The following is a 20,450-nucleotide window of genomic DNA, read 5'->3' on the forward strand; positions in this document are numbered from 1 at the left end:
GCGCGAGGATCGCGCAACCCACGTGATGACTAACTAAGTTCCTTGACAATCTGGCTCAGGGAATCGAGGGTGTCCTTCAGCTTCGCGACATGGCGCTCGTCGAAGGCACTGAGGACTCGCTTGAGCTCGGTGGTTGAGATCCCCGTGGTTCGCGGCAAGTAGATGACTTCTACTTTGTCACCCAGGTCGTCAAATTTGCCCTTCCAATCCTCACCAATGCCGAAGACGTCAACATCGTACTTGGCAATGTCCAGACGCTTCTGGTCCCAGTTGTCTTCCGGGATGGCCATGTCAACATACTGAATGGCCTGGACGATTTCGAGGCGCTGTTCAAAGGGCACGATGGGCTTTTTGCCTTTGACGGCGTTAAATTCGTCGGTGGATACACCGACGATCAAACGATCGCCCTTCTCTTTGAGTCTCTTGAGGATGTTCAAGTGACCCACGTGGAAGAGGTCGAAGGTTCCGTAAGTAAGTACTGTCTTGGCCAAGGTTGGCTCCAATGCTTGGATCGGCGGAGGGGGTACACGCGTAGCGCTGGTAATTAGATGATGGGGGGCCGGCCGGCCAACATCATCCGAAGATGAGTTGACCATTTCAGTTTAGGTCTCGGGGATGAGTACCAAGGGTTCTCGCGCCAACCGGCGCGCCAACCACCAAAGTATTGCCGCACTGCTCCGGGTTCTTTGCGCAGACGAGCGGTTTCAATCAGGGCCCAACTGCTGACGTAGATCCAGCTGAATGGCCAGCGTAGGTTTCGCTTGGCCAGCCACACCCGGTTACGGGCGTTGAGCCGGTAGAACTCTTCGTGTCGGCGCTGATCCACCACGGGGTGGGCAATCCGCAGATCTCCCGCGTACCAAACGTGGTGACCGGTGTCCCAGACTCGCCAGGCTAGTTCGATGCCCTCGTGCGCGTACCAAAAGCCGCCGGCCCATCCGCCGGTTTCATCAAAGATGTAGCGTGGCATCAGCAGGCACGTTTCCCCCACATGGAAGACTCGGCTTGATTCGATGGCGGTGCGCTTGTTCAGCCGCGGGATCCAGCGCGTGGGATCGTCATCGCGTTCCGGATCGGTAATCCGGGGTTGCAGCAATCCCATTTTTGGGTGCTTCTTGAATCGCTGGATGGCAGTTTCAAGAAAGTTGTCATCCAGGAACCAGCAGTCATCATCAACAAAACAGAGGTACTCCCCCGCGACATGTGGCACGCCAGCATTTCGACCAGCGGGGATGCCGAGGTTATCTTCCAGGTACTTGCCACGAACGCCCTCGGGCAGGCCCAGCGGATCCCACCCGTTACCCACCACAATGACGTCAAGTTCGACGTTCCGTTGCGCCAGCAAGCTTTTGAGGGCTCGGTCCAGCTCCTGAGGCCTGGCACCCATGGTCAGCACTACCACTCCGACGGTGGGTAGAGCAGGTGAAGCGTTTTTCACTGGATCACCGCAACCGTGATGAAGCCATGGTGGCGACGAAGTGACCGATATTGACCAGCACTACCGCCGGGAGAAGAATCCACAGCATCCACTTTTCGGCGATTCCCGGAGTTCCAGCAATGACCGAGACCACCGACAGAACCAAGATGAGCAGGCTGAGTTCAACAGCGTGAAGCATCTTGTGGAAGGGAAGGAACCTGGCTGCCGAACGCAGCTTGCCCACGAGGCTGGTCTGCGAGACGGCTCGCGCTTCTGCGGTATCCGGGAGTTTGCCCAGACCGGCCATGCTGCGCGCCGCGTGAACCATGAGGCTCTGAGAACGGTTAAGCACCAGAAGGGTGGATAGCACTGCGGCAATAAATAGCGTCGGCCAAGCCTGAGAGGCATCTGCCCCCTGAGTCTGTAGCTCACGGAAGACGCGATAACCCAGAGCCAGTGGAATGAGGGCCTCGGTGGTGTGGTGCCCGACCATATCGATGAAGATCCCTCGGGGTGACTGCGTTCCGCGCCAGCGCGCTACTTCACCATCACTGCAATCGAAATAGAGCTGCACCTGAGAGAGCACTACGGCCAGCAGCGGTCCCCAAATTCCGGGAATAAGTAGTGCAACCGACATGAGCCAGCCAGCAAGAATCATCAGCCCGGTGACACCATTGGCGCTGATGCGAGTGCGCACCAAGACCGCGGTCAGGTAGATCGAAATGTGACGCAGGTACAGTTCGGCGGTCCAGTGTTCGGCGTTGCGCCGAGCTCGGACCTCCGGCGGTTGGCAGACGGCACGCAACTGCTCGAGGGTCGGATTACTGGGACGTGCAAAATCGTTGCTCATGACCGAACCCTTCCCTTATCGAGAGCGCCCTGCGCTCCGCGGACTCGTCCTTTGACAAAACCAATGGCCCACGGAAAATGAATCGTTGGTAATACTCTGAGCAGCAGCAACTTTTCAAAAGTAGAGGCCCGCTTCGATCGCGCAGCAGCAAAAACCACAAGGGCAGCGTAAACGACCGGTGCAGCTTTAACCAGGTTCAGGACAACATTAATCGACCGGGGCAAACGATGAGAGATTGAAGGTTGAAGGATCCACGCTATAAGGCCGATGGTGGTTCCGGCGACCATCAAGGGCGGGAGATCATGACGCAAAGATTTGCCGTCGGGATAACGTCGTGCAATCTCTCCTCGCCATATGCCTGAGGCATAAGACTGTGCGGCCAGCGATTTAAAGTCATCGCGGGGATAATACCCGGTGGAAAGTTCCGGATCAAACCATACCTTTCGTCCGGCTTGTCGAATCCGCAAGCAGAGTTCCCAGTCTTGAGCCCGCCACAATGTCTCGTCGTAGTACCCAACCTCATCGAAAATTTCACGCCGAAAGATACCAAGGTAGGCGGACTCGGCTGGCCCTTCCGGACCACCATTGTGGTATGCAGCACCCCCCATCCCCCACGGCGAATGATAGGCGGCGGCCACGGCCCGCTGAAGCGAATTCTTGCCGCGAGCATCCATCAAACCGCCTACATCATGGGCATCAACACGAAATAGGGTCTCGATTCCACGAGCTGTGTAGGTGGGCTCCAATTCGCTATGCGCATCAACCCGCACAATGATCGGATAAGACGAAGCCTTAATCGCAAGATTCAGGCCGATGGGCGTACGTCCCATGGGGTTATGAACTAACTTAACTCGGGGGTCCTCAGCTGCCAGCTCCGCTGCAACTTCATCCGTGGCATCCACGCTCGGACCAAGGGCAAGAACTATTTCTTTGTCTCCCTCGTATTCTTGAGAAAGCACGCTAGCTACAGCTTCACGTAAATAGTCTGCTTCGTTGAGAACAGGCATGACGTAAGAAACCGCCAATGTTAGGACAGTCGCGGAACTAGTCACTTTTTCTTCGCCTTATAAGCGTTCACGACGGTCTTTGCATCGCCGTCCATGACGAGAACGCCTTTCTCAATCCACAGAGCCCTATTACAGGTATCCAGAATTGAGTTCATGGAGTGAGACACGTGAAAAATGGTGCCTGCGTTTTCTCGAATCTCGCGGATTCTAGCTTCACTGCGTTTGCGGAAGCGTGCGTCGCCTACGGCCAATGCTTCGTCCACGATGAGGATGTCGTGTTGCTTGGAAGCCGCAATGGCGAATTTGAGACGAGCCGACATTCCAGAGCTGTAGGTTCGCATAGGCAAATCAATGAACTCTTCAAGTTCGGCAAACTTGATGATATCTTCGCGCATTGCAGTGATTTCTTGGCGGTTGTAGCCAAGTGCCAAACCGCCGAGAATGATATTTTTGTCTCCGGAGAGGTCAGCGATCAGCGCTGCACCGACGCCCAACATGTTCGGGCGCGAGGAAGCATAAACCGAACCTGAAGCCGGCGTGGTGAGCCCAGTGATCGTGCGCATCAGTGTGGACTTGCCCGAACCGTTGGAGCCAATCACACCAATCGATTCATTTTCGTAGGCCACGAATGAGACACCCTTCACGGCATGCACTTCGCGAATACCACGCGTTGATGCTTGGAGCAGACGCTTGGCGCCTGCGGCCCCCAACGACTTACCGCTCGAATAGACCTGGTACTTAACGTGTAAGTCATCGACGATAACTACAGGAACCCGATTCTCGTCTATAACGACCTTAGGCGATTCTGGAGCCACTTCAGGCGGAGTATCGAAGACGGGCGCCGGTTCAAACTTGGCATGTAGACGTGGATTAATCAGGTCATCAAAACTAGTCAATTCGACCATAACGCTCCTCAGCAGACCAGAAGTAGATGGTGCCCCCGACAAGCGCGACAACAGCCCACACACCAAGAACAACCCAATAGAACGACGGATAGTCGACGCTGTTCATGATGGATCCGCGAGCAATTTGCAAGGCTTGATAGAGCGGGTGGAAATCGAACAATCGCACCAAGATGGGGAAGGCATTAAGGATTCGGTCAACGCCGAACAGCACGCCGGAGGTGTAGAACAAGACCCTGGTAATCAAGGGAAGGAACTGCGTGAAGTCGCGGATGTGCACGGTGAGTCGAGCACACACCAGAGCTATACCGGCATTGAACATTGTAAAGAGAACCAGCAGCGGAACCACCATCAGCCAACTCCACTTGGGTGGTGTTCCCAGAACAATGCAATAGATGAACATAACGCCCAGCATGGGGACCAACGTCAGGAACTGTTGGATCACCGCAGCGATCGGCAGAGTAATACGAGGGAACGAGAGTGATTGGACCAAAGAGGCATTACCGGTAATGGATTTGGCACCTGAGGTCACAGAACCTGTGAAGAACTCGAACAGGAAGACCCCGATGACCACGTAGACCGGGAAGTCGTGCGGCTTATTTGACTGCAATAGCCCGAAAATCGCGCCATACATCAACGCGTTCATGGTCGGCTTTATGACGACCCACAGCATACCCAAGCGATTTCGCTGGTTACTAGCCTGCAGTCGGCTTCTGGCAAGCTCAAAGGCAAAATCACGTCTTTGCCAGGCCTGCATCAGATAGCTCCGCAGGCTGGGGCGAGCACCGACCCTGTTCAGGCCTTGCTGCTCCGCATATTCGGCAGCTGTCATAATTCTTGTTACCTCGTTGATCACGGCTTACTCGCCCGCTGACGCTGACGAACTTAATGAAGTCTAGTAGATACCACTGTCCATGCCGGGTTTTCAATAGGCGATCGAACAATGTGTGATCTATGTATCAGTAGTTATTTCTCGAGTTTTGCACTGTCAAGATAAGCCTTGAGAGTGTCACTCTTCAGAGCTTTCCCAATATCCGATAGAGCCTGCTCATCCCGCAAGACGATGGATTGGCCATCTGGCGAAGTTCCAACTCCGGCCGTTGGAAGAGTGAACATTTTGATGTCAGATGCACGTACGTTTTTGAGCTGAACGCCCAAGCCGGCAGCAGTCGCCGCGTCAAAACCGTTATCGAGCGACAGATAGGGCGAAACCTTGTCGATGATCTCGAAGATGGTGGAAGGATTAGTCAGGGTGTCTTTGGACAAGAGCTCCGACATTGCCGCATTAATGAACTTCTGCTGGTTGCGCACACGCTGGTAATCGCCGTCAATGAACGACTTCCTTTCACGAACAAATCTCAAGGCACGATCACCCTCTAGCTCGATGTCGCCGACGGGGTAGAAGTAGTCCGTATCATTTGCAGTGAATTCGAAGTCGTTGGTCACCGTGACGCCACCAAGCGCTGTGGTCAGCTCCCTAAACCCCTCAAAATCAATCATGGCCACGTGATCAATCTTGGTATCAAGCATGCCTTCAACCGTTTGTACTGCTAGTGGCACACCGCCTTCGGACATGGCCGCGTTGATCTTTTGACTTCCATAGCCAGGAATATCGGTGTAGAGATCGCGCATGATTGACATGACGTAAACACCGGACCGATCTTCAGGAATATGCATCAGCATCATCGAGTCTGAGCGCTGGTCGGTTCCGCCGCCTTGAAGCAAGTCTGAGGTAGCTGTACCGGCTGCACCGTGGTCAACGCCCAACAGCAAAAAGTTCAACGAACCGTCTTCGGGGTCTTTGACAGGACGGGATTCTTCTTCGGGGAAGGCGTTGTCAATGACTTGGGTTTTTGAATTGAACGTCTGTACCAAGTTAACAACGTAGGTAGAGGCCACTATTGCGGCGATGACCACCACGGCAATGCCGACAATGAGCGCAACGCGACCTCGACGTTTTTTACGTCGCGTGAGCCTGCGTGGCACATAATCTGGGGGAAAATCATTCTTGGTAGGCAATCAACGTCTCCATTAGACCGGAACGAGAAGTCTTGGGCGACTCGAGGCAATGTATCGGTCGAAAACTTTCGTACAAACAAAGCAAGGCTAACCAGCGTCCCTGTGAGGACGCTGAGTCAACCTTGCCACCATAAGTTATCTTAGCGTTTTGCTACAAAGTCCTTGAGCCATGGCACCAATACTGGTCCGAGATCCGCACGATCGCAGGCGAGGGAAATAACGGCCTGGATGTAGCTCAGCTTGTCACCGGTGTCGTACCGGCGTCCGCGGAAGACAACCGCGTGCACTCCACTGCCCGGGCCTTCAGCGCCTGCCAGGGTTTCAAGGGCATCTGTCAGCTGAATTTCTCCTCCGCGGCCCGGTCCGGTCTCTTCAAGTACGTCGAACACACGCGGGTGAAGGATGTAGCGGCCAATAACCGCGAGGTTTGAGGGCGCCTCTTCCACTGTTGGCTTCTCCACCAAGCCGTTAACCTTGACGAAATCTTCTCCGTCAATGACCGAGACATCGGCACAGCCATAGGCACTGATCTTCTGGGGATCAACTTCCATCAGTGCGATGACGGAACCGCCAGTCTTTTCCTGGACGTCGATCATGATCGAGAGCAATTCATCTCGCTCATCAATGAGATCGTCGCCCAAGAGAACAGCAAACGGTTCGTCCCCCACATGCTTCTTGGCGCAAAGGACCGCGTGGCCGAGCCCCTTTGGATCACCCTGGCGGACGTAATGGATGTCACCAAGTTCAGTGGCTTCACGCACGCGCTTGAGCTTCTCGATGTCGCCCTTGGCTTCGAGGGTCGCCTCCAACGACGGGACCCGGTCAAAATGATCTTCGAGAGCACGCTTGCTTCGTCCAGTAACCATCAAAACGTCGGTTAGGCCAGCGCGTGACGCTTCGGCCACCACATACTGGATGGCTGGTTCGTCAACAACTGGAAGCATTTCCTTGGGCATGGCCTTGGTCGCTGGCAGGAACCGAGTTCCCAACCCAGCAGCCGGAATAACAGCCTTAATTACACGCCTACTTTGAGTCATGAACTCGACTTTACTGCATTGAATAAACAAACTTCGAACTAAGTCAGGTTTACTGTGCGGTAGATCGCAAACGCTTTAATACCGTTCGGGGCAAATAGTCCGAAACGTCGCCCCCGAGGGATTGAATCTCTTTGAGGAGCGAAGAGGAAAGGTGCGTGTACCGGTTATCTGCAGCCAGAAACACAGTTTCCACACCGGTCATGTGGCGATTCATCACGGCCATGGGCGTCTCGTACTGATAATCAACGGTGGAACGAAGCCCTTTAACGATCGCATCGGCACCATGGAGCTTGCAGAAGTCTGCCAACAGGCCTTCGCCCATCGGCTCTACACTCACTCCGCGTAAACCACCAATGGTTTCGCGAACCATCTCAAGGCGCTCTTCGGCATCAAAACGATACTTCTTCGAATAGTTAGTGGACACGGCCACGATGACTTCATCAAAGAGATTGCTTGCACGGGCAATGATCTCAACATGACCATTATGGATGGGGTCAAAAGACCCGGGGCAGACGGCTCGACGCATACACTGAAATCTACCAAGCCCACCTCGTTCATTCCCCGTTCGGCCTGCCGAATGACTCTGCGTGTCGTTTCGCTGCTTTGGCAGTGCTAAATCAATCTCAAGCAATAATGATGTCATGTCCATTCACGTATTTCCGTGGCAGCGCATGGCTGCTGGTGCCAACTTACTTTCTCCTGGCGGCGACCTTGGTGTCACCATCTTCGAGGAAATCACCACCCTCGCAGCGAAGCATCAAGCCATCAACTTGGGACAAGGATTTCCGGACACCGACGGCCCCCACGTTTTCAAGAACATCGCGGCCAGCGGTGTCGCAGGTGACCTCAATCAGTACGCCCCGGGGGCAGGAATACTCCCCCTTCGCAAAGCCATTTCCGATCACCAGCGGCGCTTTTACGATTTGGACGTGGACTACAACCATGAAGTTGTCGTGACCACCGGCGCCACCGAAGCCATCGCGGCGGCGATCCTGGCTTTTGTGCAACTGGGCGACGAGGTCATTACCTTTGAACCTTTCTACGATTCCTATGGGGCAACTATCGGGTTGGCTGGTGGCGTTCACAAGACCATCGCTCTGAGCGCTCCGAGCTTCCAGCCCGACATCGAGGATTTGCGCGCCACCTTCACCGATCGAACTCGCATGGTGGTCCTGAACAATCCACACAATCCAACGGGCGCCACCTTTGACAAAAAGGTGCTGGCTGAGATTGTTGCGTTGGCAACCAAACACGATTGCATCATTCTCTCCGATGAGGTTTATGAACATCTCACCTATGGGGTTACCCATATTCCGATCGCGTCATTGGCCGGGGCCTGGGAGCGCACGATCACCGTATCTTCGGCTGGGAAGACCTTTTCATTCACCGGGTGGAAGGTTGGCTGGGCAACGGGACCAGCTGAGCTCATCGCAGCCGTTCGAACTGTCAAGCAATTCTTGAGTTACTCCTCGGGCACCGCGTTCCAACCCGCCGTTGCCGAAGCGCTGGGCTCCGACAAGTCATTCTTCGATAATTTTGCTCGCGATCTGGGCGAGCGCTGCGAGATTCTTGCCGGTGGATTGGAAGCTGCAGGAATGACGGTATATCGCCCGCGTGGTACCTACTTCATCGTCGCCGACGTGGCACCGCTGGGCTTTGACAACGCCCTGGATCTGGCTCGTCAAATGCCTGAATCGATCGGGGTTGCAGGCATTCCACTCTCAGTCTTCTGCCAACCGGACGGGGCTGAGCGGACTCGAACCCTCATGCGATTTGCCTTCTGCAAGAAGCCGACTTTACTCATGGAGGCATCCACCCGGTTGTCCCTACTTTCTGCAAAGCTGGGTGGCTAAGGGTGGCACAGCGTGCCAGCCGCTGGCTCAGCCAACTCGGAGCCCATGCGACCCTCGAAGAAGACGAGTTCGTCCCCGGTGCGTGGGTCTTGTCGTTAGGCGATGCCCAACAATCCCATGTTAACGTGGCACACCCAGAAGAAATCTTCTACGAGTATCTTCGTCGATTGGCAAACCATGTGGATGAGCAGGCCGCGCCGGGAGTGCCCCTACGTGTGCTCCATTTAGGCGCCGGTGCCTTAACCCTTGCTCGCTATATCCAAAAGTTGCGCCCGGGGAGCGTTCAAGTCGCCGTTGATTTGGAGCGTGAGCTACTTGACTTCGTCTTAGACGCGCTGCCGATGGCAGATCCTCACAAACTCAGGACCATCATTGGTGACGCTCGGGAAGTATTGACCGGTGAATTAACCAATGAATCATTCGATATCATCGTTCTCGATATCTTCAGTGGCTCTGGCGCTCCGGAACATCTAACTGTTTCATCCATTTACGCGGAGATGGATGCGCTGTTGTCACCCGGGGGGATCATCTTGGTCAATGTCGGCGATGACCCGCCCTTTACCTTCGCGGATACTCAGATTAGAGCCATCTCGGAGATTTTCACCACGGTGATCGGCAGTGCACCTACAGAGATCTTCACTCGAAAATATCCTGGCAACATGATTCTCGCCGGCACCCAAGCCAAGCTCGATCTGGCAAGGGTGGAAAGGTTGCGCAGTGCGGGCCCTCATCCGGGGACCGTGCTATTTGGTTCCGACCTGGATGGGTTCGGCAAACCATAGTCGTGTTTCGCCGTACTTCTTCTCAGCGAACATTTCCATGCCAGCCGGCCAGATAGGTTCTGGCGATCGGGTGGATCGCTCGATCACCACTGTAGCGTCAACATCGAGGACCAACGAGACCTTTTCCAAGGTTGTCGCTAGTTCTTCTTCGCTCAAGGGGTACGGCGGATCCATGAATACGAGGTTCCATGATTTCCCGGCGGTTCCGCCAGGGACTGGTGCGAAAGAATCGAGAACGCTGTCCACCGAACCGCGACGAACACTCACCAAGGCGTTGTTCCGCAGAGCCTTGTTAACTAATCCGGCGTTTATTTGGCATACGGCCACTGCTTTGGGCGCCAGTTCTACCAGCAAGACCGAACGCGCGCCCCTGCTGGCTGCTTCAATGCCTAACGACCCAGCGCCAGCGTATAGATCCAATACGCGTGCGTTGGCTAGGACGTCGTAACTTTCAAGTCTGGAGAATAAAGCCTCCTTGACCCTGTCTGTGGTTGGCCGGGTGGAGTCCCCTGGCACGCTCTTGAGTGGAATGCCTCCGGCGGCGCCGGCCACAATACGAGTCATGGTAGATCTATCCCCTTTCCAGGAATGCTTGCATGTCTTCATCGACCCATGCTTCAACGGCCGACTGCAGCCCGGGATAAGAATCCAGACTTACTTCTCCTGCAACAAGTGATTCGGCGGTAGTACGTGCACGGGCAATGAGTTTAGCGTCCTTCATGACGCGTAAAACCTTGAGTGCCGATTTGGAACCGGATTGGCTCGCGCCGAGGATATCGCCTTCCCGGCGTTCATTCAGGTCGGATTCGGCGAGGACGAATCCGTCTGTGGTCGATTCTACGGCCTGCAGTCGGGCCACCGACGGATGATCGGCGTCAAGCCACGTAGCCATCAAACACGTTCCGGGTAGACCACCGCGCCCAATACGCCCACGTAGCTGATGCAATTGCGATATGCCAAAGTTTTCGGCATCAATGATCACCATGAGCGTTGCATTGTGCACGTCGACACCGACTTCGATGACGGTGGTGGCCACCAATATGGCAGCTTTTCCGCTATCAAAAGCCTGCATGGCTTCGAATTTTTCTTCGCTAGACATCCGGCCATGGAGGGCACGAATCTCGGTGTCGGCAAAGATCGACATGGAGTCCAAGATTTCCATCATCTTCTCAACCGTCATCGATGCTGGTTTTGGGGGCCCGTCTCCGGCTGGCGCACCGTTTTCCGGGTCGGCGGCAGCCGGCGAGAAGTCGTCCTCAGCTGTCTTCTCACTAATCCGTGGGCAGACGATATAGACCTGGTGGCCTTTTGCTGTTTCCTCGGCGATGCGAGTAAATAGCCGCTGTTGCATCTTGGGAATCTGGAGCGGGACCAGATGCGTTGAAATCGGCGCTCTACCCGGAGGGAGCGACTTCATGAGACTGATCTCAAGGTCCCCAAAAACTGTCATCGCGACGGTCCGTGGAATCGGAGTCGCCGTCATGACCAACATATGCGGGGGAGTTTCCGCCTTGGAGCGCATGGCATCCCGTTGCTCAACACCGAATCGGTGCTGCTCGTCAACGACTACCAGTCCCAAATCCACGAAACTCACCATGTCGGCGAGCAGAGCGTGAGTCCCTACAAGGATTCCGGTCTCTCCGGAAGCCGCTCCCAAGAGCGCCTTTTTCCTTTGCCCGGTGTTCAGCGAACCGGTCAGGATATCCACGCGTGTGGCGCGAGGGTCCGATCCTAATTCTCCACCGGCGCCCAAGGAACCAAGCAGTTTCCTGATGGACTGGTAGTGCTGCTGGGCCAGCACCTCGGTGGGGGCCAGCAGTGCCGTCTGCCCTCCGGAATCAATGACCTGCAGCATGGCGCGCAGTGCCACGAGTGTCTTGCCCGAGCCCACCTCGCCCTGGAGCAGCCGGTTCATCGGATGTCCGCGGACCAAGTCAGCGGAAATCTCCATGCCAGAAGTGATCTGCCCATCGGTGAGGGTGAACGGAAGTGTCTTGTCGAACGCCGATAGCAGCCCATCCGATGAACCGTGGCGAGCAATGGCCGGCTGCTGCGAGCGATAGACGCGTCGCTGTGCCAAGGCCAGTTGCAGGAGGAATGCTTCTTCAAAGGCAAACCGCGTTCTCGCGGCGTAGCCTTGTCCGACGGTCTGCGGCCGATGAATGTTTTCGTAAGCCAACACCCGCGTTGGAATTCGTTGAGTTTCGAGAATTGCCTCGGGAATGAACTCCGGGAAGCCGCTGGGCGAAACTCCCGCTAGCACCAACGCCAAAACTTCTCGGATCTTCTTGTTCGGGAACTTTGCCGTGGCCGGGTATATGGGAATGGGACGTGGGTCGGCATCGGCTGCCGTGTCGAGCAACGAGTAATCGGGCTGCGTAAGTTCCAGATGGTTGCGGTAGATGGTGACTTTGCCGCTGAACATGGCCGTGGATCCGACCTGCAGGTCACGCTTGGCCTCGAAGCCATTAAAGAACGTCATGCGAAGCGTCGACTGATCCGGTCCCAGGGCATCGGAGACGACGACTTCCAACAGGAAACCGGACCGTGACTGCATTCGCCGCCGATTAACCGATTGCACCTCTGCGACGATCGTGACATCCTCGCCCACTGGCAAATCCGAGATCTTGGAAAGCTCTCCGATTTCCATGTAGCGACGGGGGAAATGCGCGAGCATCTCCCCCACCGTTACATAGCCAAAAGCAGTTTCGACCTTGCGCGCGGTAGCTGTTCCAAGAACCGAATCCAACGTGGTTTCGGGCGTGAAAAGTTGCTTAGGCGTCATGCGTGCAAAGGTCAGTGACTGAAACGTTGACCGGTGAGCCCATACCTTTGATCACGCTGAGGGCTGCCTCTGCCTCTGGCACATGAACGTGGACCCGCCAACGGTACCCCTCCTCGGTGGGGTTGACCGGGCTCATGATGACCGAATCGCCAATCGCATCGAGCTGTCCGCGTAGGGTTGCTGCACCCAAGGCATCCAAATTGATCGTGCACATGACTTCCACTCCGGTGTCCCTATTCCGGACTTGGTGGATATGTGGGTCTTGGATGCCGTAGCCGTGAAGTTGTGAGTATTCTTCGTGCTCAATGGTGAGTCCAAGGAGCGTCCCGCGCAGTTCATTAAGAATGATCAGCACGCCCACTGCTCCCGCATCAACGATCTGGGCCGCATGTAGTTCGCCCAGTTCGTTTTCTGTTGCCACCACGCCACGTTCGGCCGCGAGGCACAAAGCGTCCAGCAGTTCGATCAGTGCAGCTCTACTTTCGGGTTCCAAAGCGCTGGAGCGCACAGTCGTCAGAGCAGCATCTGAGACCACTGCCATCACCGAAAGCATGGTCCCCGATACTGGATCGCTGAGCGCTGACCAGGCCCTGACTTTCCCACGTTCCAACGCCGTGGCGAGAACCGGGGCGGTGAGGCGTTCAACGCCACTTAACGGTTCCGCCATCCCTGCCATGAATACAGCCAATAAGGTGCCGGAATTACCTCGTGCCGATTCCATCGCCGCGCGGGAGGCCATGGTCATTAGTTCACCAATGTCTGCAGTTTCCAATTTGGAAATTGCATCATGGGCACTTCGTGCGGTCAGGTATAGGTTGCTCCCGGTGTCGCCGTCGGCTACCGGGAAGATATTGATCGCGTTGAGCCGATCACTATGATTCCCGAGGCTCTTAACGATGCGTTGGAGCCACGTTGCCAGGGCCTTGGAATTGGCGTGTATTTTTTGGTTCATGGTGTGGATGATCACTGGATCCTTAGAGCCCGTTATCCGTGACGAACTTTCCCACCTTGTCATCCTGGAGCGCGTCGGCAAAGGAACCAATAACGTCCATGTCCGGTACAACGATGGACTGGCCATCGGCGGAGCGCCCGGTTCCCTTGTTCGGAAGCGTGAAGAAGTGCATGTCACTTGACCGCACGTTCGCCATGGTGGTTCCCAACTTTGCCACCTTGACGGCGTCCAAGGTTTTATCCACGGCCACGTAAGGGGCGAATTGCTTGACCGTCTCGGAAATCTTGGCCGGGTCGGTCAACGTTTCCTTGGACATTAGCGTGCTCATGACAGCCTTAACGTACAGCTGCTGGTTGCGTACGCGCTGGTAGTCCCCATCCTTGAAAGCGTAGCGCTCACGGACAAATGCAAGGGCTTCCTCGCCTTTGAGGGTTTGAACACCCTTCGGGAAAGTCGTGCCACTAGAAGTCTTGGGCGTAAAGGCGATGGGGTTATTGATTTCGACCCCACCCAACGCATCCGTCAGACCTTTGAAGCCCTCAAAGTCAATGGAAGCGACGTGATCGATGCGGGTATCAAGCAGCCCTTCGAGGGTCTGAACGGCTAAGGCCACTCCCCCATAGGCGAAGGCAGCATTGATCTTGGCGCTTCCATGTCCTGGGATATCTAGCCATGTGTCGCGCATGATTGATGTGACGTAAACGCCTTCACGGTTTGAGGGGATGTGAACCAACATCATGGTGTCGGAGCGGCCGCCGTTAGGGAGTGATGCAAAGTTCTCTTCACCTTGGTCGGTTGCCCGCGTATCATTACCCAACAGCAGGATATTAACCGCGTCCTTAGAAGCCTCTGCCTTTACTGGCCGCAAGGATTCCTCTGGGAAGGCATTGGGCAGCTTCTCGGTTCCATTGTCGAAGCTGCGTGCCAGCGAGAAGAGGTATCCTCCGGCCACCAGCAGGGCAATGAGGACCAGAGATACCGCACCAAGCAGCACCATCAATCCGGTGCGTTTCTTCTTTTTGGGCGTTTCGTAGCTGGCGCCTTCATAGGAACCATTCATATGTGTCATTTATGCCTCTCAAGCAATTACTCCATTACATCCTAGTCATGTCCCACGCCCGGTAGGCTGTTTAAGTGCCTAGATCGATGTTTACCAGACCAGATACCTTGAACTCACAGTCTTCTTTCAGAATTGAGCGCCCCCGTACGCCGCTCCGTTTCAGGGCCAGCACGAGTATTGTGCTTGGCCTTTCGGGGCTAGCAGTTCTCACCGGATGCGCACCTATCGCCAATGTTCAGTCCGCTGATGACGCGGGCAATCCACTGTGCGCGGAGATGATGGTGGTTCTACCACCAGAAGTCGCAGAACAGCAAAAACGTCAGACCAACAGCCAGGGAACTGCGGTGTGGGGTGATCCTGCGCAATTGGTTCTACGCTGCGGGGTCAGTGCTCCGCCACCGTCCACAGATCCCTGTGTCAGCGTGAACGGCGTGGATTGGTTGGCCAAAGAAGGCGAAGATGCCTGGACGCTCACCACCTATGGTCGTGCTCCCGCCACGGAGCTGGTCTTCGACCCTAATGTCATTCCATCGAGCACGGTTTTGGCAACACTCTCCAGCGCAGCATCCAAGATTCCGGCAGAACGTACCTGCACCACCGTGAGCAAGACCGTCGACGTTCCCTAAACTCATAAGCAACGACAAGGGGCACGGCACCAATCCCAACGTGGTGCCGTGCCCCTTAATGTTTGGGATCAGAAGCGTTAGCGCAAGCCAGTCTTACGGCTCAGGCCTAGGTGAATCAATTCATCAATGAGGTCCGCGTAATCAATACCGGTTTTGGACCACATATGCGGATACATGCTTGAAGGGGTAAAACCTGGCATCGTATTGATCTCGTTAATGATCCATTTGCCATCCGGTGTGTAGAAGAAGTCAACACGCGAGAGGCCTTCGGCGTTCACTGCATCAAAGGCCTCGGCGGCCAGTCGACGTACTTCCTCAAGGGCCTGCTCCGAGAGCACCGCGGGGCAGCTAAGTTGTGCAGCAGCTCCGTCAACGTATTTGGCGTCAAAATCGTAGAAGGTATGGTCTCCGGCATCAACCACGATCTCGCCCGGCATCGATGAACGCGGCGGAAGTGAACCGCGGCCCTCCAGCACTCCGCATTCGATTTCGCGGCCAATGATGCCCTGCTCCACAATCACCTTCGGGTCGTGGATTCGTGCTTCTTCGATGGCCGCGACAAGAGTGTCGGGCGTGTCCACCCGCGAGATTCCTACGGAGGATCCGGCACGAGCAGGCTTAACAAACAGCGGATATTCTAGGCCTTCAACGGACTTCAGCGAACCTTCGCGATCGCGCTCCCACAGCTTGTCAGGGATCACCACGTAGGGTCCCACTTCAAACCCAGCGGCTTCGAAGACAACCTTCATGAAGTGTTTGTCCATACCGATGGCGCTGGCAGCAATGCCCGAGCCAACGTATGGCACATCCACCATTTCCAACATTCCTTGCAACGATCCATCTTCACCGAATGGACCGTGCAGCAACGGGAATACCAAATCAACCTCGCCAAGGCTGCGGATCGCGTGTGTTTGGTCGGCCGCCAGCAGCTCGTGGCTTCCCGGTTCCCCGGTCAGCCGCAGGCTTTCATTTCCCGCCTGCACTTCCGGCTTCTCGGCGTTCGCCAGTGACCAGCCCGCAAGATCTCCGTCAACCAGGGTCCAAGCTCCGTCGCGGGTGATACCCACCGGAATCACATCATACTTCTCACGATCGATGGCATCCAGAACGCCGGCAGCGGTGACACAGCTGACGGGGTGCTCGGAGGACCGACCACCAAAAAGCAGCAGGACGCGGGGTTTGTTCTCATTTACTTGACTCAATTGAGCTCACCTTCAGACTTCAGTCGACGCCCCAGCAGGCGTGATCCCATGTTCTCCACGCTCAGCGTGCCTTCCAAAACCATGACCACTGCCTCGGTAATGGGTACTTCTACATTGTGGCGAGTTGCCAGATCCAATACTGCCCGACCGGACTTAATACCCTCCGCGGTCTGCGACATCCGATCGTTGACCTCATCAAGATACAACCCTTGACCCAGCAGCCTGCCCGCGGTGTTGTTGCGCGAGAGTGAAGACGAGCACGTGGCCACCAGATCTCCCAATCCAGCCAACCCGGAGAGCGTTTCGTAACTGCCGCCCAGTGCCAGGGCCAAGCGCGTCGTCTCAGCGAGGCCACGGGTGATGATCGAGGACTTGGTGTTGTCCCCCATACCCATGCCATCACAAATCCCGACGGCCAAGGCAATCACGTTTTTAGCAATTCCACCGATTTCAACGCCAATGACGTCGGTATTGGTATACGGGCGGAAATAGTCTGTTGAGCACATTGCGGCTATCCAGCTGGCCGTCTCAAGTTCGCGGCAGGCGACCACAGACGCGGTGGGCTGCTTGCGCGCGATTTCCATGGCCAGGTTGGGCCCTGACAACACCGCGATACGCTCTTCGGGCATATTGGTAACCTCGGCGATCACCTCGCTCATGCGCAAATCCGTGCCGCGTTCCAGGCCCTTCATAAGGGACATCAATACCGCTGTGGGTTCCAATGAATCTTTGAAGCCAAGCAACTGCTCGCGAAGACTTTGTGCCGGTACCGCAAGCACCACTAAATCGGCACCAGCAAGTACTTCTGAGGTGTCCGAGGATGAGGTGATGTTGGCGGGCAGCATCGTCTCCCTGAGGTAGCGCGTGTTGGTGTGACGGGTGTTAATCTCAATCGCAACTTCGTTGCGCCTCGCCCACACCATCACCTCGGTGCCGCTTTCGGCTCCGGCGTCAGCCAAAACCTTGGCAAAGGTAGTTCCCCAGCTGCCTGCGCCCATCACGGCGATTTTCCTTGGAGCGGGTCTCATAATTCTTCCTTTTTCGTTTGGTTCGGCGTCGAACCCTTCTCGAAATCACGACCGTTGACTGCTTGGCCGTGCGCTGCCGGATCCCACAGTTTCTCGGGAGCGGTTTCCCCCCGTAGAACCGCAAGGTCCTTGGTGATAGCGCGCATGATTCGATCCGTCGCTTCGTTGAGCACGGTTCGCGTTAACGGGAGATCTCGTAGATCATCTAGATCCACCGCATCTCCAGCGACCACCGTGACACGCCTGCGCGGAAAGAGCTTGATTCCCTTCGCATAACGCGGGAAGAGCTCTTGGGCTCCCCAATGGGCCATGGGAATCACCGGGGCCCCGGTCTGTAGGGCAAGTCGAGCCGCACCAGTGTGTCCACGCATGGGCCACAGATCTGGGTCCCGGGTCAGTGTTCCCTCGGGATATATGACAATGACGCCGTTGGCGTCTATCACTTCCCGGGCAGCATTAAGCGATTGGGACGCGCCGCCGGACCTTCGAGCCACCGGAATTTGCCTGGTCTTGCGCAATATCTCTCCAAGGACAGGCACCTTAAACAAGGATTCCTTGGCTAGGTAATGCGGATACCGCTTGCTGCTGTAGATCGCATGGCCAACCACAAGGGGATCTATCTCGGTCACATGATTAGGACACAAGATGAAGCCACCATGTGGCAGTTTGTCGAAGTCACGCCACGTTCGGCCAATCATAAGATTCATGAGTGGCCGAACGATTCCAGCAGCTATAGCAAACGCGGTTTTTGTCCCGCGAGATTCTTTCATGCAAGCAACACTATGCGGATCAGGCGATTTCGTTCATCTCGACGCGCGCACCCAAGTCAGTGAGCTTGTCCATGAACTTTTCGTAGCCCCGGTTGATGAGCTCAATGCCGGTGACGTGGCTGGTGCCTTCGGCCGCCAAGGCCGCGATCAAGTGTGAGAAGCCGCCACGCAGATCAGGAATGTCAATATCGGCTCCGACCAATGGGGTGGGACCGGAGATCACAGCTGAATGCTGGAAGTTTCGCTGACCGAAGCGGCAAGGAATGGCACCAAGGCATTCGCTGTGTAGCTGAACCTTTGCTCCCATTTCCACGAGGGCGTTGGTGAAGCCGAAACGGTTCTCATAAACGGTCTCGTGGATGATCGAGACACCCTTGGCCTGAGTCAAAGCAACGACGAGTGGCTGCTGCCAATCGGTCATGAACCCGGGATGGACATCCGTTTCCAAAATCAAGGGACGTAGTTCCCCACCGGGGTGGAAGAAGCGAATTCCTTCGTCAGTGACCTGGAATTCCCCACCGATTTGGCGGTACGTGTGGAGGAAGGCGGTGAGGTCTCGCTGCGAGGCGCCCTCTACAAAAATGTCGCCCTTGGTGACCAAAGCCGCTGAAGCCCAAGATGCTGACTCATTGCGATCCGGCAGCGCCTTGTGGTTATAGCCGCTGAGGCTCTCGACGCCAATGATGCGAATAATCCGGTCACGGCCGACAGTGATGATCGCTCCCATTTTCTGCAGAAGTGAAATCAGGTCAAGGATCTCGGGTTCGATCGCTGCATTCTCAACCTCGGTGGTGCCCTTGGCACGCACTGCGGTCAGCAGGACCTGTTCGGTGGCTCCGACGCTGGGGTATGGCAGGCTGATCTTCGCGCCGGTGAGACCGTGAGGTGCGCGAATGCTGGTGCCCAGGGGGCCAGCCTTGTCGATAACAGCGCCGAAGTGCCGCAGGACATCAAGGTGGAAGTCGATCGGACGATCGCCGATCTTGCATCCGCCAAGATTGGGAATCAACGCTTCGCCAAGGCTGTGGAGCAAGGGTCCACAGAAAAGAATCGGGATGCGAGAGTCACCGGCGTGGGTGTCAATCTCGTTGGTCGTGGCGGTCTTGGTGCCACTGGGATCCATGGTCAGATCCCCGGTAACTTCGTCCTTGGTGACGGTGACGCCATGGATCTTGAGCAGGCTAGTGACAACGGCCACGTCCTTGATTTCCGGGACATTGCGCAATACAGAGGGTGAATCGCCCAAAAGAGCCGCAACCATGGCCTTGGGGACCAGGTTCTTGGCACCCCTGACGGTCACTTTTCCCTTGAGTGGCACGCCGCCGTGAATCGTTAGGACTTTCGCCATGAACTTGAGAACCTCACCAAAATTGTTAGGCCTTCGAAACCGAAGGAAAGACTTAGCAAGCATACAGCCCCCGGCATTGCCGGGGGCTGTATGGCTGGTGTAACGCTGGTCGCGCCGCGATGGTAATCCGTTTCGGTTTACCTAGGATTCCGGGGCTAGAGAACCACTATGGGCCAAACCAGACCCCAGTTACGCGGTGAGCCGAAGGCTAGGAAAAGCGCGCCGGAAGAGTGGTCGGCTTAAATGCTGGCCGTTCATTCTCAAACGCCGTCACTTCTTCTTCGTGCTGAAGGGTCAGACCAATGTCATCAAGGCCTTCCATCAGGCGCCACCGCGTGTAGTCGTCGATTTCGAATGGGGCAATGATCGAACCACAGGTGACGGTGCGTGCAGCAAGGTCAACCGTCACCTCGGTGCCCGGGTGGTTCTCAATTTCCTTCCAGATCAGCTCAATATCGCTCTGAGCGACCTGGGCTGCTACGAGGCCCTGTTTGCCCGAGTTGCCTCGAAAAATATCGGCAAACCGCGAGGAAAGAACTGCCTTAAAACCATAGTCCTTTAGCGCCCACACGGCGTGTTCGCGCGAGGACCCCGTGCCAAAATCCGGACCTGCGACCAGCACAGATCCCTGGGAAAAGGGCTCCTGGTTCAGGATGAATGACGAATCCTTGCGCCAGCCAGCGAAGAGCGCGTCCTCGAATCCCGTGCGTGTGATGCGCTTGAGGTAAACGGCGGGGATAATTTGGTCAGTATCCACATTGCTTTGACGCAGTGGAACACCAATACCTGTGTGAGTAGTAATTTTCTCCATG

At 55.9% G+C, this 20,450-nt stretch carries 21 protein-coding genes; 3 read left to right on the plus strand and 18 right to left on the minus strand.

Annotated features, from left to right (window positions below; genetic code table 11):
- Positions 1–29 precede the first annotated feature (29 nt).
- The 9 genes from KUF55_RS10395 to coaD all read right to left on the minus strand — a co-directional run bounded on the left by KUF55_RS10395 (position 30) and on the right by coaD (position 7,758).
- On the minus strand, positions 30–491 hold the full coding sequence (locus KUF55_RS10395) for an adenylyltransferase/cytidyltransferase family protein (RefSeq protein WP_132358000.1): 462 nt from the start codon (positions 489–491) through the stop codon (positions 30–32).
- Positions 492–544: 53 nt separating this feature from the next.
- Positions 545–1,387, minus strand: a complete 843-nt coding sequence (locus tag KUF55_RS10400; RefSeq protein ID WP_210149989.1) for a glycosyltransferase — start codon at positions 1,385–1,387, stop codon at positions 545–547.
- A 55-nt stretch (positions 1,388–1,442) separates the two neighbouring features.
- Complete coding sequence (locus KUF55_RS10405) at positions 1,443–2,267, minus strand: CDP-alcohol phosphatidyltransferase family protein (RefSeq protein ID WP_218816582.1); 825 nt, start codon at positions 2,265–2,267, stop codon at positions 1,443–1,445.
- Positions 2,264–3,274 (minus strand): glycosyltransferase family 2 protein, encoded by a 1,011-nt coding sequence (locus KUF55_RS10410; RefSeq protein ID WP_218816583.1) that lies wholly within the window; start codon positions 3,272–3,274, stop codon positions 2,264–2,266. The genes KUF55_RS10405 and KUF55_RS10410 overlap by 4 nt, the downstream gene beginning before the upstream one ends.
- 41 nt (positions 3,275–3,315) lie before the next feature.
- A complete protein-coding gene (locus tag KUF55_RS10415; protein ID WP_218816584.1) occupies positions 3,316–4,179 on the minus strand; it encodes an ABC transporter ATP-binding protein in 864 nt (287 codons plus the stop codon).
- On the minus strand, positions 4,163–5,008 hold the full coding sequence (locus KUF55_RS10420; RefSeq protein WP_218816585.1) for an ABC transporter permease: 846 nt from the start codon (positions 5,006–5,008) through the stop codon (positions 4,163–4,165). Before KUF55_RS10420 ends, KUF55_RS10415 begins: the two co-directional genes overlap by 17 nt.
- Positions 5,009–5,142: 134 nt before the next feature.
- Positions 5,143–6,195 (minus strand): LCP family protein, encoded by a 1,053-nt coding sequence (locus KUF55_RS10425; RefSeq protein WP_218816586.1) that lies wholly within the window; start codon positions 6,193–6,195, stop codon positions 5,143–5,145.
- A gap of 140 nt (positions 6,196–6,335) precedes the next feature.
- Positions 6,336–7,232 carry a UTP--glucose-1-phosphate uridylyltransferase GalU gene (galU, locus tag KUF55_RS10430; protein WP_218816587.1) on the minus strand — a complete coding sequence of 299 codons (897 nt, stop codon included), beginning with the start codon at positions 7,230–7,232 and terminating at the stop codon, positions 6,336–6,338.
- A gap of 49 nt (positions 7,233–7,281) precedes the next feature.
- The gene (gene coaD / locus KUF55_RS10435; protein ID WP_218818754.1) at positions 7,282–7,758 is read right to left on the minus strand and encodes a pantetheine-phosphate adenylyltransferase; all 477 of its coding nucleotides are present in this window, start codon (positions 7,756–7,758) and stop codon (positions 7,282–7,284) included.
- 115 nt (positions 7,759–7,873) lie between these two features.
- On the opposite strand from coaD, the gene KUF55_RS10440 reads away from it, so the two are divergent.
- On the plus strand, positions 7,874–9,085 hold the full coding sequence (locus tag KUF55_RS10440; protein ID WP_218816588.1) for an aminotransferase class I/II-fold pyridoxal phosphate-dependent enzyme: 1,212 nt from the start codon (positions 7,874–7,876) through the stop codon (positions 9,083–9,085).
- A 2-nt stretch (positions 9,086–9,087) separates the two neighbouring features.
- Positions 9,088–9,867, plus strand: coding sequence for a spermidine synthase (locus KUF55_RS10445; RefSeq protein WP_218816589.1), 780 nt, complete (start codon positions 9,088–9,090; stop codon positions 9,865–9,867).
- Here KUF55_RS10445 and rsmD read toward each other — a convergent pair.
- From rsmD to KUF55_RS10465, 4 genes are read right to left on the minus strand one after another with little or no spacing between them, the layout of a single operon-like run.
- Positions 9,829–10,431 (minus strand): 16S rRNA (guanine(966)-N(2))-methyltransferase RsmD, encoded by a 603-nt coding sequence (rsmD, locus tag KUF55_RS10450; protein ID WP_218816590.1) that lies wholly within the window; start codon positions 10,429–10,431, stop codon positions 9,829–9,831. The genes KUF55_RS10445 and rsmD overlap by 39 nt on opposite strands.
- Positions 10,432–10,438: 7 nt before the next feature.
- Entirely contained in the window at positions 10,439–12,652 is a 2,214-nt protein-coding gene (locus KUF55_RS10455; RefSeq protein ID WP_218816591.1) for an ATP-dependent DNA helicase RecG, read from the minus strand.
- Positions 12,642–13,619 (minus strand): DAK2 domain-containing protein, encoded by a 978-nt coding sequence (locus KUF55_RS10460; protein WP_370630910.1) that lies wholly within the window; start codon positions 13,617–13,619, stop codon positions 12,642–12,644. Before KUF55_RS10460 ends, KUF55_RS10455 begins: the two co-directional genes overlap by 11 nt.
- Before the next feature lie 7 nt (positions 13,620–13,626).
- Entirely contained in the window at positions 13,627–14,673 is a 1,047-nt protein-coding gene (locus tag KUF55_RS10465) for an LCP family protein (protein WP_218816592.1), read from the minus strand.
- Positions 14,674–14,942: 269 nt separating this feature from the next.
- Between KUF55_RS10465 and KUF55_RS18760 the strand changes: the two genes are divergently transcribed.
- Positions 14,943–15,290, plus strand: coding sequence for a DUF3515 family protein (locus KUF55_RS18760; RefSeq protein WP_255557457.1), 348 nt, complete (start codon positions 14,943–14,945; stop codon positions 15,288–15,290).
- 77 nt (positions 15,291–15,367) lie between these two features.
- On the opposite strand, the gene KUF55_RS10475 is transcribed toward KUF55_RS18760, so the two are convergent.
- From KUF55_RS10475 to leuD, 5 genes are all read right to left on the minus strand, one after another.
- Positions 15,368–16,492: a D-alanine--D-alanine ligase family protein gene (locus tag KUF55_RS10475; protein WP_218816594.1), complete on the minus strand. Its 1,125-nt coding sequence runs from the start codon at positions 16,490–16,492 to the stop codon at positions 15,368–15,370.
- Positions 16,489–17,520 (minus strand): NAD(P)H-dependent glycerol-3-phosphate dehydrogenase, encoded by a 1,032-nt coding sequence (locus KUF55_RS10480; protein ID WP_218816595.1) that lies wholly within the window; start codon positions 17,518–17,520, stop codon positions 16,489–16,491. Before KUF55_RS10480 ends, KUF55_RS10475 begins: the two co-directional genes overlap by 4 nt.
- Entirely contained in the window at positions 17,517–18,290 is a 774-nt protein-coding gene (locus tag KUF55_RS10485; protein ID WP_218816596.1) for a 1-acyl-sn-glycerol-3-phosphate acyltransferase, read from the minus strand. The genes KUF55_RS10480 and KUF55_RS10485 overlap by 4 nt, the downstream gene beginning before the upstream one ends.
- A gap of 19 nt (positions 18,291–18,309) precedes the next feature.
- Positions 18,310–19,638, minus strand: coding sequence for a UDP-N-acetylglucosamine 1-carboxyvinyltransferase (gene murA, locus KUF55_RS10490; RefSeq protein WP_218816597.1), 1,329 nt, complete (start codon positions 19,636–19,638; stop codon positions 18,310–18,312).
- Positions 19,639–19,846: 208 nt separating this feature from the next.
- Positions 19,847–20,449 carry a 3-isopropylmalate dehydratase small subunit gene (leuD, locus tag KUF55_RS10495; RefSeq protein WP_132358038.1) on the minus strand — a complete coding sequence of 201 codons (603 nt, stop codon included), beginning with the start codon at positions 20,447–20,449 and terminating at the stop codon, positions 19,847–19,849.
- Position 20,450: the final 1 nt, after the last annotated feature.

It is taken from the genome of Paeniglutamicibacter sp. Y32M11 (assembly GCF_019285735.1).
Taxonomy (GTDB): domain Bacteria; phylum Actinomycetota; class Actinomycetes; order Actinomycetales; family Micrococcaceae; genus Paeniglutamicibacter.